Source organism: Roseomonas acroporae, assembly GCF_023223525.1.
Classification (GTDB): domain Bacteria; phylum Pseudomonadota; class Alphaproteobacteria; order Acetobacterales; family Acetobacteraceae; genus Roseomonas_E; species Roseomonas_E acroporae.
In genome coordinates this window covers 45297-61541 of the sequence record NZ_JALPRX010000007.1, presented here as the reverse complement: position 1 = coordinate 61541, position 16245 = coordinate 45297, and the positions used below count along the sequence as shown (strand labels likewise).

Annotated in this window: 18 protein-coding genes; 14 read left to right on the top strand and 4 right to left on the bottom strand. The window is 75.5% G+C overall.

Translation table 11 applies throughout. From position 1 onward, the window contains the following. Positions 1–81 precede the first annotated feature (81 nt). The 3 genes from M0638_RS02195 to M0638_RS02185 all read left to right on the top strand — a co-directional run bounded on the left by M0638_RS02195 (position 82) and on the right by M0638_RS02185 (position 2139). Positions 82–678 (top strand): 2'-5' RNA ligase family protein, encoded by a 597-nt coding sequence (locus M0638_RS02195; RefSeq protein WP_248665316.1) that lies wholly within the window; start codon positions 82–84, stop codon positions 676–678. Beyond that, positions 665–1009, top strand: coding sequence for a hypothetical protein (locus tag M0638_RS02190; protein ID WP_248665315.1), 345 nt, complete (start codon positions 665–667; stop codon positions 1007–1009). The genes M0638_RS02195 and M0638_RS02190 overlap by 14 nt, the downstream gene beginning before the upstream one ends. Positions 1010–1410: 401 nt before the next feature. Continuing rightward, on the top strand, positions 1411–2139 hold the full coding sequence (locus tag M0638_RS02185; protein ID WP_248665314.1) for an SOS response-associated peptidase: 729 nt from the start codon (positions 1411–1413) through the stop codon (positions 2137–2139). Between the two features lie 161 nt (positions 2140–2300). Here M0638_RS02185 and dksA read toward each other — a convergent pair whose 3' ends face one another. Together dksA and M0638_RS02175 are read right to left on the bottom strand one after the other, a co-directional pair. Beyond that, the gene (gene dksA / locus M0638_RS02180; protein ID WP_248665313.1) at positions 2301–2717 is read right to left on the bottom strand and encodes an RNA polymerase-binding protein DksA; all 417 of its coding nucleotides are present in this window, start codon (positions 2715–2717) and stop codon (positions 2301–2303) included. Positions 2718–2851: 134 nt separating this feature from the next. After that, positions 2852–3274, bottom strand: a complete 423-nt coding sequence (locus M0638_RS02175; RefSeq protein WP_248665312.1) for a flagellar assembly protein FliX — start codon at positions 3272–3274, stop codon at positions 2852–2854. 354 nt (positions 3275–3628) lie between these two features. Between M0638_RS02175 and M0638_RS02170 the strand changes: the two genes are divergently transcribed. The 9 genes from M0638_RS02170 to otnK all read left to right on the top strand — a co-directional run bounded on the left by M0638_RS02170 (position 3629) and on the right by otnK (position 11887). Next, entirely contained in the window at positions 3629–4753 is a 1125-nt protein-coding gene (locus M0638_RS02170; RefSeq protein WP_408902762.1) for a flagellar basal body P-ring protein FlgI, read from the top strand. Further along, positions 4753–5406, top strand: a complete 654-nt coding sequence (locus tag M0638_RS02165; RefSeq protein ID WP_248665310.1) for a rod-binding protein — start codon at positions 4753–4755, stop codon at positions 5404–5406. The genes M0638_RS02170 and M0638_RS02165 overlap by 1 nt, the downstream gene beginning before the upstream one ends. 7 nt (positions 5407–5413) lie before the next feature. Next, entirely contained in the window at positions 5414–5815 is a 402-nt protein-coding gene (locus M0638_RS02160) for a hypothetical protein (protein ID WP_248665309.1), read from the top strand. Between the two features lie 95 nt (positions 5816–5910). Further along, the gene (locus tag M0638_RS02155) at positions 5911–6720 is read left to right on the top strand and encodes a RibD family protein (protein ID WP_248665308.1); all 810 of its coding nucleotides are present in this window, start codon (positions 5911–5913) and stop codon (positions 6718–6720) included. Between the two features lie 94 nt (positions 6721–6814). Then, positions 6815–7810, top strand: coding sequence for a zinc-dependent alcohol dehydrogenase (locus M0638_RS02150; protein ID WP_248665307.1), 996 nt, complete (start codon positions 6815–6817; stop codon positions 7808–7810). A gap of 20 nt (positions 7811–7830) precedes the next feature. Then, complete coding sequence (locus M0638_RS02145; RefSeq protein WP_248665306.1) at positions 7831–8262, top strand: 6-pyruvoyl trahydropterin synthase family protein; 432 nt, start codon at positions 7831–7833, stop codon at positions 8260–8262. Between the two features lie 73 nt (positions 8263–8335). Beyond that, positions 8336–9496, top strand: a complete 1161-nt coding sequence (locus M0638_RS02140) for a glycosyltransferase family 4 protein (protein WP_248665305.1) — start codon at positions 8336–8338, stop codon at positions 9494–9496. Further along, the gene (locus M0638_RS02135) at positions 9496–10353 is read left to right on the top strand and encodes a class I SAM-dependent methyltransferase (RefSeq protein ID WP_248665304.1); all 858 of its coding nucleotides are present in this window, start codon (positions 9496–9498) and stop codon (positions 10351–10353) included. Before M0638_RS02140 ends, M0638_RS02135 begins: the two co-directional genes overlap by 1 nt. A gap of 274 nt (positions 10354–10627) precedes the next feature. Next, on the top strand, positions 10628–11887 hold the full coding sequence (gene otnK, locus M0638_RS02130) for a 3-oxo-tetronate kinase (protein WP_248665303.1): 1260 nt from the start codon (positions 10628–10630) through the stop codon (positions 11885–11887). 173 nt (positions 11888–12060) lie between these two features. Here otnK and M0638_RS02125 read toward each other — a convergent pair whose 3' ends face one another. Together M0638_RS02125 and M0638_RS02120 are read right to left on the bottom strand one after the other, a co-directional pair. Continuing rightward, positions 12061–12771 (bottom strand): hypothetical protein, encoded by a 711-nt coding sequence (locus M0638_RS02125; RefSeq protein WP_248665302.1) that lies wholly within the window; start codon positions 12769–12771, stop codon positions 12061–12063. Positions 12772–13145: 374 nt separating this feature from the next. Then, positions 13146–13382, bottom strand: coding sequence for a hypothetical protein (locus M0638_RS02120; RefSeq protein WP_248665301.1), 237 nt, complete (start codon positions 13380–13382; stop codon positions 13146–13148). A 479-nt stretch (positions 13383–13861) separates the two neighbouring features. On the opposite strand from M0638_RS02120, the gene M0638_RS02115 reads away from it, so the two are divergent. Continuing rightward, positions 13862–15295, top strand: coding sequence for a dihydroorotase (locus M0638_RS02115; protein WP_248665300.1), 1434 nt, complete (start codon positions 13862–13864; stop codon positions 15293–15295). Further along, on the top strand, positions 15292–16233 hold the full coding sequence (locus tag M0638_RS02110) for an N-carbamoyl-D-amino-acid hydrolase (protein WP_248665299.1): 942 nt from the start codon (positions 15292–15294) through the stop codon (positions 16231–16233). The genes M0638_RS02115 and M0638_RS02110 overlap by 4 nt, the downstream gene beginning before the upstream one ends. The last annotated feature ends 12 nt before the right edge of the window (positions 16234–16245 follow it).

The window sequence follows — 16245 nt, the reverse complement described above, 5'->3', positions numbered from 1 at the left end:
CGCCGGAAACCGCGCCCCCCGCGCCGCGCTGTCCGATCGGGCGTCCCCGGCGAGGGGCCGCTGACGGCACCCGGAGGCGGCATGGGAACGGATGGCAGCGGCGGCACGGCACCCGCCGGCGCCCGGCACGGGACGGCGGACCCGGCGCCGGACGGGGACGCGCCGCTGATCCTGACCGCCCGCCTCGACCCGGCGAGCTTCGCGCGGCTCGACGCGCTGCGCCGGACCCATTTCCCGACCCGGCTGAACCGGGTCCCGGCGCATGTGACCCTGTTCCACCACCTGCCCGGCCGGCAGCGCCCCGCCGTCGTCGCGACCCTGGAACGCGCCTGCCGGGCGCTGGCGCCGATGCCGCTGGCGGTCTCGCGCCCGGTCTTCCTGGGCCACGGCGTCGCCTTCGCGCTGGAGACGCCCGCCCTCGCCGCGCTGCGCCGGCGGCTGGCGGCGGCCTGGGCGGACCGGCTGACGCCGCAGGACCGGCAGGGCTTCCGGCCGCACGTCACCATCCAGAACAAGGTGCCGCCCGAGACGGCGCGGGCGCTGCACATGGCGCTGGCCGCCGGCTTCCTGCCCTGGGAGGCGCGGGTGGAGGGACTCTGCCTCTGGCACTACCGCGGCGGCCCCTGGGAGCCGGCGGGGCGGTTCCGCTTCGGCGCGGCGGTCGATGACGCGGCGTGACGACGCCCCGGCCGCGCCGCCGGTGACGCCCGACGGCCGCTACCTCGTGGTGCGCGGCCGACTCTGGCGGCGCGCCCGGCCGGACCTGCCGGCGGCGGAGCGCGAGCGGCTGGTGGCGGCGCTGATGGCGGCCCGTCGCGCCGTGGGACAGGCGCTGCGCGCCGCCGATCCGGCGGCGGAACGGCGGGCGCGGGATGCGGTGGACGCCGCCAAGCGCGCCCTCGGCGAGCGGGGCCCGCCCTGGTGGACCGACGGCGCCCCGGACGAGAACCGGCGCCTCGTCGCCCGCTCCTCCTACGCCGCATGGCACGCGCGGCTGCCCGTGACATGAACCGCGCGGTTGCCCGTGACATGCGTCGCGCGGCTGCCCGCGACATGCATCGCGCGGCTGCCCGCGACACGGGCCGCGTGGCCGCCCGTCCAGGCGCGGCGGCCAGGCTGGCGCGCCGCTGCGGCACGCCGCGTCCGGGGCGGATCCATCGGTCGGATGTTTCCGACCGCGCGCGATCCGCCTGGAGCCGCTCCGGCCTGACCGTATCAGGCCGGAACGGCTCCAGCCTTTTGGCTGTTCGCATTTTCCGATTCGCCGGGTGAGTACACCCGACTTGAAAATGCTCTACAGCGAACCGCAGTCCGGTTGGGACTGCGGTTCGCTGTAGCTCGTTGTTCTCGGCGCGGATTCACGCCTCCGGGCGTAGCCGCCCGCCGGCGATCCGCTCTAGGCTGCGCCGCATGTGCGGACGGTATTTCCAGCAGCGGGCGGCGAGCGCGGTGGCGCAGTACTACGAGACGGTGAACCCGCTGCCGAATTTCGCCCCCTCGTGGAACCGCGCGCCCACCCAGGACGCGCCGGTGGTGCGCCGACACCCGGATACCGGCGCCCGCCACCTGGACCTGCTGCGCTGGGGACTGGTGCCGCGCTGGGCCGAGGACCCGAAGGTCGGTGCCCGCATGATCAACGCGCGCAGCGAATCCGTGGCCGAGAAGCCCGCCTTCCGCGACGCCTTCCGGCGCCGCCGCTGCCTCGTCACGGCGGATGGCTTCTACGAGTGGCACGTCGCGGGGCCGAAGGCGAAGCAGCCCTACGCCGTGGCGCTCGCGAGCGGCGAGCCGATGACGCTGGCCGGGCTGTGGGAGGGCTGGCGGGCGCCGGACGGGACGATCCTGCGCAGCTTCACCATCCTCACCACGGAAGCCAACGCCAAGCTCGCGCCGGTGCACGAGCGCATGCCGGTGATCCTGCCGCGCGCCGCCTGGCCGCTCTGGCTCGGCGAGGAACCGGCCGAGGAGGCGGCGCTGCTCGACCTGCTGCGGCCGCTGCCGGATGCGGCGGTGCTGGCCTGGCCGGTCGGCACGCGGGTCAACCGCGTCGCCGAGGACGATGCCGGCCTGCTGGAGCGGGACCCGCTGGCGGTGCCGCTGCCGGGTCTCGACGACACGCCGCCCCCTCCTCCCGGCTGAGTGCCTGTTCGGACGGCCCGCGGCGCGGGGATGGCGAGGGGTTTCCGTGCCGGGAAATAATAAAGGGCGGCCGAACGCTCGGACAGGCTCCGAGACGCGGCTGGCCGCGCCCGGACCGCCTGGAGCGGGGGCCGGACCGATCGGGACGGGACGGGCGCCGATCAGTCGTCGCGGTGCACGCGCTCCATGCGCTCGTGCCGCTCCTGCGCCTCGATCGACATGGTGGCGATCGGGCGCGCCTCCAGCCGGCGCAGGCCGATCGGCTCGCCGGTCTCCTCGCAGTAGCCGTAGGTGCCGTTGTCGATCCGGTCGAGCGCCTGGTCGATCTTGCCGATCAGCTTGCGCGCCCGGTCGCGGGTGCGCAGCTCCAGGGCGCGGTCGGTCTCCACGGTGGCGCGGTCGGCCAAGTCCGCCTCGGTGATCCCACCCTCGGACAGGCTGGCCAGCGTATCCCCCGCCTCGCGCAGCAGGTCCTGCCGCCAGCGCAGCAGCTTCTGGCGGAAGTACTCCTGTTGCAGGGGATTCATGAATTCCTCGGTGTCCGAGGGACGGTAGTCCGGCGGCAGCGTGATGAGCATCGATTCCGGGTCCCACGCCTCCGCGCCCGCCGGCGACGGCGCCGGCGGTCGGCGAGGCGGGCGGACCATACAGAAAACGGTTCAGAAACGCCAAGAGGGAAGCGAAGCGGCAAGCGGCTGATTTGGCCGGCTTTTCACTTCGATGACGGTGCCCCGCCGAGGACGGCCGCGCCGCGCCGCGCGATCTCCAGCCGCGCCCGCAGCACCAGCGCGTCGAGCGTCTCGCGCAGCGCCGGGTCCGCCGCCGCCTCGCCCTCGGCCAGCGCCGCGAGGCGCGCCGGCCGCGCGGGATCGGCGAGGCCGCCGAGCAGTTCGCGCTGCATGGCCTGCAACTCGCGCAGCAACGCCTGGCCACGGCGCCAGGCACGCCGGTCGCGCTCGCGCGCGCCATCCTCCTCCTGCAGGCCGAGCAGTCCCACGGGCAGCGCCGGCGCCGTGACCGGCGCCGCTTCCTCCGGCCGGGCCGGCGCGTCGCCGACGCGAAAGCCGCCGCGCCCGGCTGGCGGGTTGGCGGCCGCCGGGCCGGTGACGGACGGAAGCGGGCGTATCGGCAGCATCCCTCGACTCCTTCTCCATGCCTTCCGGCTTCGCGGCCGGCAGCAGCGCCGCGCCGGGATGCCGGCCCCGTGCACGCATCCATTGCGCGCATCCGTGCGGCAGGCCTCCGCGCGTCATCCGGCCGTCGCGCCGCGGCGCGGCGACCGGATGACGCGTCCTGCCGGCTCCCGGCAGCTTTCGCCGCCCCTGCCGGCAAGTCCTGCCGGGCGGCATCGGCAACCGCGTCGACATCCGCTGGCATGCGGCTTGCGCCGGAGGCCCGCGCCAGGACGGCCGCGACGGAGGACACGATGCGCTGGAAACCTTTCGCGGCGGCGAACGACGTGCCGGTCCGCCGCCGCGCCTCCGCGCGGATGCCGCGGCTGCTCGGCACCCTGCTCGCGCTGCTCGCCCTGCTGCCCGTGCCGGCACCGCTCGGCACGCCGGGCGCCGCCGCCGCGCCGGTGCGCATCAAGGACATCGCCGACTTCGAGGGCGTGCGCGAGAACCAGCTCGTCGGCTACGGCCTCGTGGTCGGCCTGCCCGGCACCGGCGACAAGCTGCGCACCGCGATCTTCACCCGCCAGACGCTGATCGGCATGCTCGAACGCCTGGGCGTCAACACGCGCGACCAGGAGACGCGGCTGGAGACCAAGAACGTCGCCGCCGTGATGGTGACGGCCAACCTCCCCTCCTTCGCGCGCCCCGGCAGCCGCATCGACATCGCCGTCTCGGCGCTGGGCGACGCCACCAACCTCACCGGCGGCACGCTGCTGGTCACGCCGCTGCTCGGCGCCGACGGCGAGGTCTACGCCGTCGCCCAGGGCGCCGTGGCGACCGGCGCGGTCGCCGCGCGCGGGCAGGCGGGCAGCGTGCAGCGCGGCGTGCCGACCGCGGCGCGGATCAGCAGCGGCGCCATCGTGGAGCGCGAGATCCCCTTCGAGCTGGCCGGGCGCGACCGCATCCGCCTCGCGCTGCGCAACCCGGACTTCACCACGGCGCGCCGCATCGCCGCCGCGATCAACCGCGCCGCCGGCGCGCCGCTGGCGCAGGCGACGGACCCGCGCACCGTGGCGATCCAGCTCGCCGGCCGCGACCCGGCCGAGTTCCTGACCGACATCGAGCAGATCCGCGTCGAGCCCGACATGGTCGCGCGCGTGGTGATCGAGGAGGCCTCGGGCACCATCGTGATGGGCGCCAACGTGCGCATCAGCACCGTCGCCATCGCGCAGGGCAACCTGACCATCCGCGTCACCGAGACGCCGCAGGTCTCGCAGCCCGAGGCCCTCTCGAACGGCCAGACCGCCGTGGTGCCGCGCACCAACATCGAGGTGGACACGCAGCAGGACCGGCGCATGGGCATGCTGCGCGGCGCGGTGACGCTGGCCGACCTGGTGCGCGGGCTGAACTCGCTCGGCGTCGGGCCGCGCGACATGATCCCGATCCTGCAATCCATCAAGGCGGCCGGCGCCCTGCAGGCCGAGCTGGAGGTGCGCTGATGCGCCTTTCCCCCGATGCCGCCTCGCTGCCACCCGAGACGGTGGCGCGGCTGCGCCAGGCGGCGCGCACCTTCGAGGCGCATGCCGTGGCCGCGCTGCTCAAGCCGATGTTCTCGACCGTGGACCTCTCCCGCTCGCCGCTCGGCGGCGGCTTCGCGGAGACGCAGTGGCAGCCCATGCTGGTGGACGCCTACGCCAACGCCGCCGCGCGCGCCGGCGGCCTCGGCATCGGCGAAGCGGTGTTCCAGGCGCTGCTGCGTGCCCAGGTCGGCGCCGGTGACGCGGGCGCGGGCGCGGGCGCGGGCGCGGGCGATGCGGGCTCGGGCGGTGCGGGCACGGACAACGCGGGAGCGGGCGGCGCCGCGGCGGCTGCGGCCGGCACGGCCGCCGCCGGCCGCGCGGGCGGTGCGCAAGCCGCCGTTAACCGGGGCCATGCCAGCCTCGGCCTCGCCGCGCGGGCCACGCCGGTCGCGGCGATCGGCCACACCGTCGAAGGCGGCTGGACCGTCACCGATCTGCGCGCCCTGCCCGCCTCGCCACCCGCCGATCCGCCCACCGATGTCCCATCCCCCAACGCCCCATCCCCCGACGGCCCATCCCCCCACGGCTCATCGCCCAACAGCTCATCCCCCAACGGCTCATCCGAGGAGTGATCGCGCCATGCTGCCTGCCCTGACCGCCGCCGCCCAGCGACTGGCCGAGGCGCTGGATGCCGAGAACGCCGCGCTCGCCTCCCTCGACCTGACCCGCGCCGCGGCGCTCGCCACCGCCAAGATCCAGGCGAGCGACGCCTTCGCCGCCGCCTGCACCACCGCGCAGAAGCTCGGCCAGCGCCCCGAGGGAGAGGACCATGTGGCCGTCTCGCAGCTCGCGCAGCGCCTGCGGCAGCTCGGCAGCGAGAACCGGCGCCTGCTGGAGCGCGCGATCGGCCTCCAGGCCCGGGTGATCGAGACCATCGCCGGCGTCGCCCTGCCGCAGGCCGCGGCACCCGGCTACGGCCTCGACGGCGGCCGCCGCCCGGCACCGCAACCCGTGGCGCTCGCGGTCTCCGCGCGGGCCTGATCCGCCCGCTCCCGCGATCCGCGCCCGCCTGCCGCTCCGCTGCCCGCCAATCCCGCGCTGGCGCGGCCGGTGCGCTTGCGGCATGGTGCCACCGCATGCCCAGGCGAACCGGAGAGCCGATCCCGCGCGCAGGCGAATTCGGCGCCACACCCCGGGACGCCCCACCCTGGCTGGACGCGGCCGACCCGTTGTTCGCGCCGCTGCTGGCCCCGCCCCGGGCACCGGACGGCTGCTTCGTGCTCGGCCGCCTGGCCCAGACGCTGGACGGACGCATCGCCACCGAATCCGGCAACTCGCAATGGATCGGCGGCGCGGGCGACATCCTGCACACGCACCGCCTGCGCGCCCTCTGCCACGCCGTGGTGGTCGGTGCCGGCACCGTGCGGCACGACGATCCGCGCCTGACCACGCGCGCCGTGGCCGGACCGAATCCGGTGCGGGTCGTGCTCGACACGGAATGCCACCTGCCGCCGGCGCGCCGCGTCTTCGCCGATGGGCCGCCCACCCTGCTCGCCTGCGCCGAGGATGCGCGCCGCGCCGCCGCCCACGGCACGGCGGAGCTGCTGCCGCTGCCGCGCGCCGGCTCCGGCCTCTGCCTGCCGACCCTGCTGCGCCGCCTCGCCGCGCGCGGGCTGACCCGCATCATGGTGGAAGGCGGCGGCGTCACCGTCAGCCGCTTCCTCGCCGCCGGCTGCCTCGACCGCCTGCACGTCACCGTGGCGCCACTGCTGCTCGGCTCCGGCCGCCCCGCCTTCACCCTGCCGCCCGCGCTGCACGTCGCCGACGGGCTGCGCCTGCGCTGGCGCGTCTTTCCGCTCGACGCGGCCGACGACATGGCCACGGGCGGCACGGCGGGCGACCTGCTCTTCGACATCGCCCTCGACCGCGCCTGCCCCGCCGCGTGACGGGCCGTCCGCCCCGAGGGCCGGCGGCCGGCCGCCCCCCGCCGCCGGCGATGCGGGGGCATGGCCGGGAAACCGAACAGGAGCCCGCCCCCGCATGAAGGCACACGCGTTCTGGACCGTGGCACCCGGCGTCGGCGCGCTGCGCGAGGAGGACCTGCCCGTGCCCGGGCCGGAGCAGGTGCTGGTCCGCACGCTCGTCTCCGGCATCTCGCGCGGCACGGAGCGCCTGGTCTTCCACGGCCGCGTGCCGGCGAGCCAGTACGACGCGATGCGCGCCCCGCTCCAGGCCGGCGAATTCCCCTTCCCCGTGAAGTACGGCTACGCCGCCGTCGGCATCGCCGAGACCGGCCCGCCCGGGCTGCACGGCCACCGCGTCTTCTGCCTGCACCCGCACCAGGACCGCTTCGTGGCGCCGGCCGCGATGTGCGTGCCGGTGCCGGACGCGGTGCCCGATGCGCGCGCGGCGCTCGCGGCCAACATGGAGACGGCGGTCAACCTGATCTGGGACGCGCGGCCGCTGCCGGGCGAGCGCGCGCTGGTGATCGGCGCCGGCACGGTCGGGCTGCTCGCCGGCTACCTGCTGGCGCGCATGCCGGCGGTCGCGGTGACGATCTGCGACATCGACGCGGGCCGCGCCGCGCTGGCGCGCCGCCTCGGCGCCGCCTTCTGCCTGCCGGAGGCGGCCCCCGCCGACTGCGACCTGATCGTGCACGCCTCCGCCGATCCGGACGGGCTGCGCCTCGCCCTCGACCGCGCCGCCTTCGAGGCACGCATCCTGGAGGCGAGCTGGTACGGCGACCGCCCGGTGACGCTGCCGCTCGGCGAGGCCTTCCACGCGCGGCGCCTCTCGATCATCGCCAGCCAGGTCGGCAGCGTCTCCCCCGCCATGCGCGGCCGGCGCAGCACGACGCAGCGCCTTGCCCTCGCCCTCTCGCTGCTGGAGGATTCGCGCTTCGACGCGCTGGTCGGTCCGGCCACCGCCTTCGCCGACCTGCCCGCCGCGATGCCCGCGCTGCTCGCGCCGGCGCCGCCCTCGCGCAGCACGGCGGTGCAGTCGCCGCCGCCCTGCCCCATCGTCACCTATCCATAAGAGACAGCACGCGGGAATCCATGTTCAGCCTCACCGTCGCCGACCACGTCATGATCGCCCACAGCTTCCGCGGCGAGGCCTTCGGCCCGGCGCAGCGGATGCACGGCGCCACCTTCGTGGTGGAGGCCGAATTCCGCGCCCCCGCGCTCGACCCGCTCGAGCTGCTGGTCGATATCGGCCTCGCCCGCGTCGAGCTGCGCCGGGTGCTGGACGCGTTCGACTACCGCAACCTCGACGAGGTGCCGGAATTCGCCGGCCGCAACACCACCACCGAATTCCTGGCGCACCACATCCACACGCGGCTGGCCGAGGCGCTGCGCGCGGGCCGGCTCGGCGAGGGCGGGCACGCCGTCAGCGCGCTGAAGGTGACGCTGCGCGAGAGCCCGCTCGCCTGGGCCGCCTACGAGGCGCCGGTCGCGGCCGCGCTGATCTCGCCGGGCGACGCGGGCTGAACGCGCCCCGGCCCCGCCGCCCGACGCGGAACGGCGTGACAGCGGCGACGCGGCGGCGCATGAGAGGCGCGCCATGAAGATCGCGCTCCTCGTCCCCGGGCCGTTCGACCAGGTGTCGGGCGGCTACATCTACGACCGCCGCCTCGCCGCCGGGCTGCGCGGCCTCGGCCACGACGTGTCGGTGGTCGAGCTGCCCGGCCGCCACCCGCTGCCCGACGACGCGGCCGAGGCGGGCGCGCGCGCGGCGCTGGACGCCCTGCCGGACGACGCCCGCCTCGTCATCGACGGCCTCGGCCTGCCCGCCTTCGCGCCGCTGCGCGACGCGCTGGCGCGGCGCCGCGCGGTCGGGCTGATCCACCATCCCACGGCGCTGGAACCCGGCTACGCCGACTCCGAACGCGACGACCTCAAGGCGCGCGAACGGCTGCTGTTTCCCGCCATGGCCCGTCTCGTCGCCACCTCGCCGCTCACCGCGCGCCGGCTGCCCGGCGAATTCGGCGCCGACCCCGCGCGCATCGGCGTGGTGGAGCCGGGCACCGATCCGGCACCGCGCGCGCCGGGCTCGGGCGGCCCCGGCTGCCGCATCGTCGCGGTCGGCACGCTGACGCCGCGCAAGGGGCACGACGTGCTGCTGCGCGCCCTCGCCCGACTCACCGACCTCGACTGGAGCCTCGGCATCGCCGGCGGCGGCCGCGACCGGGTGCACGCCAACGGGCTGCGCGCGCTGGCCGAGGATCTCGGCCTCGACGGCCGCGTCGAATTCCTCGGCGAGCTGGACGGCGCGGCGCTGGAGGCGCAGTACCAGCGCGCCGACCTGTTCGCCCTCGCCACCTGGTGGGAAGGCTACGGCATGGCGGCGGCCGAGGCGCTGGCACGCGGCCTGCCCGTCGCCATCACGGCCGGCGGCGCCATCGCCGAGGTGGTGCCGGCCAGCGCCGGCGTGGTTTCCCCGCCCGGCGACGCCAACACCCTCTCGCGCGCCATGCGCCGCGTGATCTTCGATACCGCCCTGCGCGCCGAGATGGCCGAGGCCGCCTGGATGGCCGGCCAGCGGCTGCCGCGCTGGGACGACCGCGCCGCGGCTTTCGTCGCCGAGATCGGCGCGGCAGAGAGGATCGAGATCGGCGTGGCAGAAAGAACCGAGAGCGGCGCGCCAGAAAGGACCGAGAGCGGCGCGGCGGAAGGCGCCGGCAGCGGCACGCCGGCGGCGCTCGGAAGCGGCGGGACCGCCTGATGCCGGAAGCCTTCCCCGCCGAATGGCTCGCCCTGCGCGAGGCCTGGGACGCCGCGGCGCGCAGCCCCGCCCTCGCCGCGCGCCTGAACGACGCGCTGCCGGCGCGGCCGCGCCTGATCGACCTCGGCGCCGGCACGGGCAGCCTGTTCCGCTGGCTGGCGCCGCGCCTCGGCCGCGCCCAGGCCTGGACGCTGTACGACGCCGACCAGTCGCTGCTCACCGGCGCCTTCGAGGCGATCGCCGACTGGGCTGCGGCGCATGGCTGGACCGTCACCTGGCCCGGCCGCACGCTGCTCGTGCACACGCCGCACGGCGCCTGGCGCGTCGAGGGCCGCATCGCCGACCTCGCCGACGGCCCCGACGCGCTGCCCGAGGAGGGCTACGACGCGGTGCTGTGCAGCGCGCTGTGCGACCTCGTCTCGGCCGACTGGGTGGCGGCGATGGCGGAGTCGCTGCGCGTGCCCTTCTATGCCGTGCTGAACGTCGACGGGCGGGAGAGCTTCCTGCCGCGCCACCCGGCCGACCCGCTGGTACGCCGCGCCTTCGCGCGCGACCAGCGGCGCGACAAGGGCTTCGGCCCCGCGCTCGGCGGCGCGGCGCCGGCGGCGATCCGGCGGGAATTCGCGGCGCAGGGCTTCACCGTTCTGTCGGCGACGAGCCCCTGGGTGATCCCGGGCGCCGCGCGTCTGATGACGCGGATGCTGGTGGAAGGCCATGCCGGCGCCGCGCTGGCGGCGGACCGGCGGCACGCGGGCGCCATCATGCGCTGGGCGGAAGCGCGCATGGCACAGGCGCGCCACGGGCGGCTCGCGCTGCGCATCGGGCACCGGGACCTGCTGGCGCTGCCGGGGGAGTGAAGGCGGGGAAGGCTTCGCCTTCCCCGGACCCCATCCCCCAGGGAGGGCTTCGCCCTCCCTGGAACCCACCCACCAAGAACCTCAGGTTCCTGGACCTCCGCCGGCGTTTTCGGCCTCGCCGGTCCAGGCGTCGGGACTAGAAACCCCTCGGGGGGTCCGGGGGGCTTCGCCCCCGGCGGATGGGTCCAGGGAAGGCGGCGCCTTCCCTGGCGGGGTCCGGGGCGGCACCCCGAAACCGCGCCGGCCCCGACACGACAACAAGAGGAAACCGACCATGCCCCTGCTCGGCTGCATCGCCGACGACTTCACCGGCGCCACCGACCTCGCCAACACGCTGGTCAAAGGCGGCATGTCCGCCGTGCAGGTGATCGGCGTGCCGGACGGTCCGCTGCCGGAGGCGGACGCCGTGATCGTCGCGCTGAAGTCCCGCACCGCGCCGGTGGCGGAGGCGGTCCGCGACAGCCTCGCCGCCTGCGACGCGCTGCTTGCCGCGGGCGCCCGGCAGATCTTCTTCAAGTACTGCTCGACCTTCGACTCCACGCCCGAGGGCAATATCGGCCCGGTGGCGGATGCGCTGGTGCGCCGCCTCGATGCCGGCTTCGCCCTCGCCTGCCCCGCCTTCCCGACCAACGGACGCACCGTCTACCAGGGCCATCTCTTCGTCGGCGCCGCGCTGCTCAGCGAGAGCGGCATGGAGAACCACCCGCTGACGCCGATGCGCGACGCGAACCTGGTGCGCGTGCTCGGCGCCCAGACCGACGGCGCCGTCGGCCTCGTGCCCTTCGCCACGGTGGCGCGGGGCACCGCCGAGACGCGCCGCGCCATGACGCGCCTGAAGGAGAGCGGCCGCCGCTACGCCATCGTCGACGCGATCACCGACGCGCACCTGCTGACGATCGGCGAGGCGGCGGCGCAGCACCCGCTGATCACCGGCGGCTCCGGCGTGGCACTCGGCCTGCCGGCGAATTTCCGCGCGGCCGGCCTGCTGCCCGAGCGCGACGCCGCGGCGCTGCCGCCGGTCGCGGGCCACGCCGCGGTGCTCGCCGGCTCCTGCTCGCGCGCGACGCTCGGCCAGATCGGCTTCGCACGCGATCATCTGCCCACGCTCGAACTCGACGTGCTGACGACGCCGGATGCCGACGCGCTGCAACGCCAGGCGCTCGACTGGATGGACGGAAAGCTCGGCGACATGCCGGTGCTGATCGCCGCCTCGGCGCCGCCGGACAAGGTCGCGGCGTTGCAGCAGCGGCTCGGCCGCGACGCGGCGGGCGCGCTGGTGGAGGAGACGCTGGCGGGCATCGCGGCGGCGCTCGTGGCGCGCGGCGTGCGTCGGCTGGTCGTGGCCGGCGGCGAGACTTCCGGCGCGGTGGTGTCGCGCCTCGGCGTGCGCAGCCTGCGCATCGGGCCGGAGATCGACCCGGGCGTGCCCTGGACTCAGGCCGAGCTACCCGATGATGCGTCCGGCATCCATCTCGCGCTGAAGAGCGGCAATTTCGGCGCGCGCGACTTCTTCCTGAAGGCGTTCGACGGCTGACACCGCCGCGCGTAATTCGGCCCGCGCAATCCGGCAGTTGCGCGCGGGCACCGCGCGAAGGGCCATGAGGTGGCCCAAGGGGGTAGCCAAGAGGGGCGACCGAGACGATCGCCCATGCGAAAGGCGCCGGCCGCTGCGCGCGGCCGGCGCCCCTCGTCGCAAGCGAGCCTGGATCAGGCCTCGCTGGTCTCGGTCTCCGGCATCGGCTCGGGCGCCGGCGCGGTGGCGGCAGCCGCCTCGGCGCGCTTGCGCGCCCGCGTCGCCGCCGCCTTCTTCGCCGCCTCGGAACGGGAGCTGGTGCCGGCCGTGCTGGCGCGCTTCGCCGGGGTGGAGGCCTTCGCGGCCGCGGTGCGGGTGGCGGTGCGGCGCGTGGTGCCCGTCGCCTTGGCCGTCGTCGCCTTGCGCGCGGCGGGGCGCGCCGTGCGGGTGGTGGTGGCCTTGGCGCGCGTGCTGGTCTTCGCGCGGCTGGTGGCGGCGCGCTTGGCCGGCGCCTTCGCGGCGGTGCGCGTCGTGGCCGCCTTGCGGGTGGTCGCCGCCTTGCGGGTGGTGGCCGCCTTGCGCGCGGCGGGCTTGCGGGCCGTCGCGGTGGTCTTGCGGGCGGTGGTGGTCCGCTTCGCGGCGGTGGCGCGCTTGGCCGGCGCCTTCGCCGTCCTCGCCGTCTTCGCGGGCGCGCGCTTGGTGGCGGGCTTCGTGGCCTTCGCGGCGGTGCGCTTGGCCGGCGCCTTCGCCGTCTTCGCGGGCGCGCGCTTGGCGGTCCCGGCGGTCTTGCGCGCGGCGGTGGTGCGGCCCGCGGGCTTGCGGGTGGCGGTGCTGCGGCGCGTGGTGGACACGGCCATGGCCTGCGCGCGCGGCGCGGCGGTGCCGTCTTCCTTCTTCTCGGTCATGGGCGAGCTTCTCCTGTCAGGCGCGCCGGCTTTCTCCGGGACGCGCATACGGTATCGAGGCGAGGCGAACGCGGCGCGCCCGGACCGGCCGGAAGAACACCACATCCGTGAGCAGCAGAGCCGACGGTGCAACGCCTCGCGGCGGTCGGGGTTGTCGGTGCGTTGCCGGTGCCGCGCGGCACGCCGCGTCCCGACCTCGCCCCCGACATGCCGATGCCTCGTCAGCCGCGTCGCGAGCGACGGTTGCTGCGCGATGGAACGAGGCAGGCCCGCGGTCCATAGCCGTCCTTCCCTGCTGCGGCACGCCCGCGTCGCGATGTCGGATCCGCCGAACGATGCCGGATGCGCTCCGGCATGGCCGGCGGATCCGATCTTCAGCGATTCGCATCGCGCGAGGCGACGTGCACGCGCTTCACGCTATCTGCATACGCAACAGGCATGTCAACAAAATCCGCGTTCATGGCTGCCATTTCGGCACGCGGCGCACGCTGCGCGCGCTGTTGTGAATCGCGATGGCCGCCACGGCGTCGCCGCGCGTTCCGCGCCGCGTGCCGCGCGGCGGTTCGGGGCGCGCCGCCTGCCTCGGAAAAGCGCAAGCCGGGTGCAAGCATGCGCGCATCCGGGCGACTGCGATGCGGGCCCGCCGTGGCGCGCGCCGCTTCGTCCGCGTACCCCGCCGCGACGCAGGCCACGCATGCAGCCGCCGGGAACGCGGCGCGCACCGCATGGCAACCATGCGGCCGACAACCCGCCGCCGCGCATGCGGCCGATACCCCGCCACCGCGCATGCGGCGACACTCCCGGCCACGCACTTGGCAACGCCCGCGGCCGCGCATGCAGCACCGCCATCAGACGCGCATGCGGCACACCCGCCACGCTGTGGTGACGCAGCGGCCGCGCACGCGGCGGCGCCTTCGCGGCGCGCCGCCGCGAGCGGGCGCCGGCGCCGGCCATCGGTGTTGGCGCCACCGGTGTTGGCGCCCTGGCGCAAGCCGCCTAGCCTCGCGGCGCGGCGCGGCGGCAGGCCGGTGCCCCGACCGCCAGGCCGCATCCTCCTCCCGGCACCAGCAACCCGGAGCAACGCACGCCCATGCCGTTCGATCGCGTCATCCTCGGCGACCTCGTGCTGCCCGAGCCGGACCTGCCCGGCGGCGTGCTGCACGACGGCTACGTCGCCATCGCCGGCGAACGCATCGCCGCGATCGGCCAGGTCCCGGCGGGCGGCACGCCGCCGCCGGCGGCCGAGACGATCGACCATCGCGGCCGGCTGGTGCTGCCCGGCCTCGTCGACGGCCACATGCACACCTCCTCCGCCATGGGCTGGCCCGGCATCGAGGGCGCGACGCGCTCCGCCGCCGCCGGCGGCGTCACCACCTGCGTCGACATGCCCTACGACATCCCGCGCCCGGTGACGGACGCGGCGATCCTGGCCGAGAAGATCGGCTGGGTGGAGCGCACCGCACACGTGGACGTGGCGCTCTACGGCACGATTGCCAAGCACGCAGGTGGCGACCAGGGCATCGCGGCCGCCATCGCCGGGCTGGCCGAGGCGGGCGTCTGCTCCTTCAAGCTCTCCACCTACGAATACGACCCGGTGCGCTTCCCCCGCATCGACCACCCGGACATGCTGGCCGCCTTCCGCGCCATCGCCGGGACCGGGCTGATGGTCGCGATCCACAACGAGGACCAGGAGCTGGTGGTTCGCCTGACCGAGGCGGCGAAGGCCGAGGGCCGCGCCGACCCGATCATGCACTGCCGCACCCGCCCGCCGCTCGCCGAGACCATGGCCGACCTCGAGATCTTCGAGATGGCGCTGGAGACCGGCGCGCATGTCCACATCGCCCACTCCTCGGTCGCGCGCGGCTTCGAGCTGGCGAGGCTGTTCCGCGGCATGGGCGCGCGCACCACGGGCGAGGCCTGCATCCAGTACCTCTGCATGACCGAGGAGGACATCCTCCGCCTCAAGGGCTTCGGCAAGTGCAACCCGCCCTTCCGTACCGCCGAGGAGGTGGAGCGCATGTGGGCGGCGCTGCTGGCCGGCGAGGTCGCCTACGTCTCCACCGACCACGCCCCCTGGCCGCGCGAGCGCAAGCTCGGCGACGACATCTTCGCCTGCGGCGCCGGGCTGACCGGGCTGCAGAGCTTCGCGCCGCTGATGTACACGCTGCTGGCCGGGCGCGGCCTGCCGCCCACCCTCATGGCCCGCCACTGCGCCGAGCGCCCGGCCCGCTTCCACGGCCTGTGGCCGAGGAAGGGCGCGATCCGCATCGGCGCCGACGCCGATCTCTGCGTCCTGGAAACCGGGCGCTTCACCTTCGACGAGGCCTCGATCCAGGATCGCCCGGAGCTGCGGTGGTCGCCCTATCACGGCCGTGTCATGGCGGCGCGCGTCGCCGCCACCTACCTGCGCGGCCGCCCGATCTGGGATGGCGGCACGGTTCTGGCTAAACCCGGCGACGGGCAGTTCGTGCCGCGCCAGTCGCCGCCCGGCACCGCCCCCTATCTCGGGGAGTCCCCACGATGAGCCGCATCCTCCGTGTCGCCGGCGCGCAGACCGGCCCGATCCAGCGCGCCGACAGCCGCGCCCGGACCATGCGCCGCCTGGTCGCGCTGCTGGAGCAGGCGGCGGAACGCGGCGCGAGGCTGGTGGTGTTCCCGGAGCTCGCCTTCACCACCTTCTTCCCGCGCTGGCCGATGGACGAGGCGGAAACCCTCACCTACTTCGAGCGGAGCCTGCCCAACCCGGCGGTGCAGCCGCTGTTCGACCGCGCCCGGGAGCTGGGCGTCGGCTTCTACGTGGGCTACGCGGAGCTGACCGGGGACGGGCACCGCTTCAATTCCTCCGTCACCGTCGGGCCGGACGGGACCATCCTCGGCCATTACCGCAAGGTGCACCTGCCCGGCTCCGCGGTGGTGAAGGAGGGGCAGCGCTACCAGCAGCTCGAAAAGATGTATTTCGAGTACGGCGACCGCGGCTTCCGCACCTTCCGCGGCCCGGCCGAATGGGGCCGCCCGGTGCTCGGCATGCTGATCTGCAACGACCGGCGCTGGCCGGAGGGCTGGCGCGTGCTCGGCCTCGGCGGCGTGGAGCTGGTCTGCATCGGCTACAATTCGGCCGCCTACGACCCGAACGGCGGCGAGAGCGAGAGCGCCGCGCTGCGCACCTTCCACTCCACCCTCGCCGTGCAGGCCAATGCCTATATGAATGCCACCTGGGCCTGTTCCGTGGCCAAGGCGGGGGTGGAGGACGGCGCCGGGCTGATCGGCGGCTCCTGCATCGTCGGCCCGGACGGCGCGGTGGTGGCGCAGGCGGCGACGCTGGAGGACGAGGTGATCGTGGCCGATTGCGACCTCGATGCCTGCCGGCAGGGCAAGGAGAAGATGTTCGACTTCGCCGCCCATCGCCGCCCGCAATGGTACGGGCCGATCACCGGGCAGGTCGGCGCGGTGGCGCCGGACTGAGCGGCGCGGCAC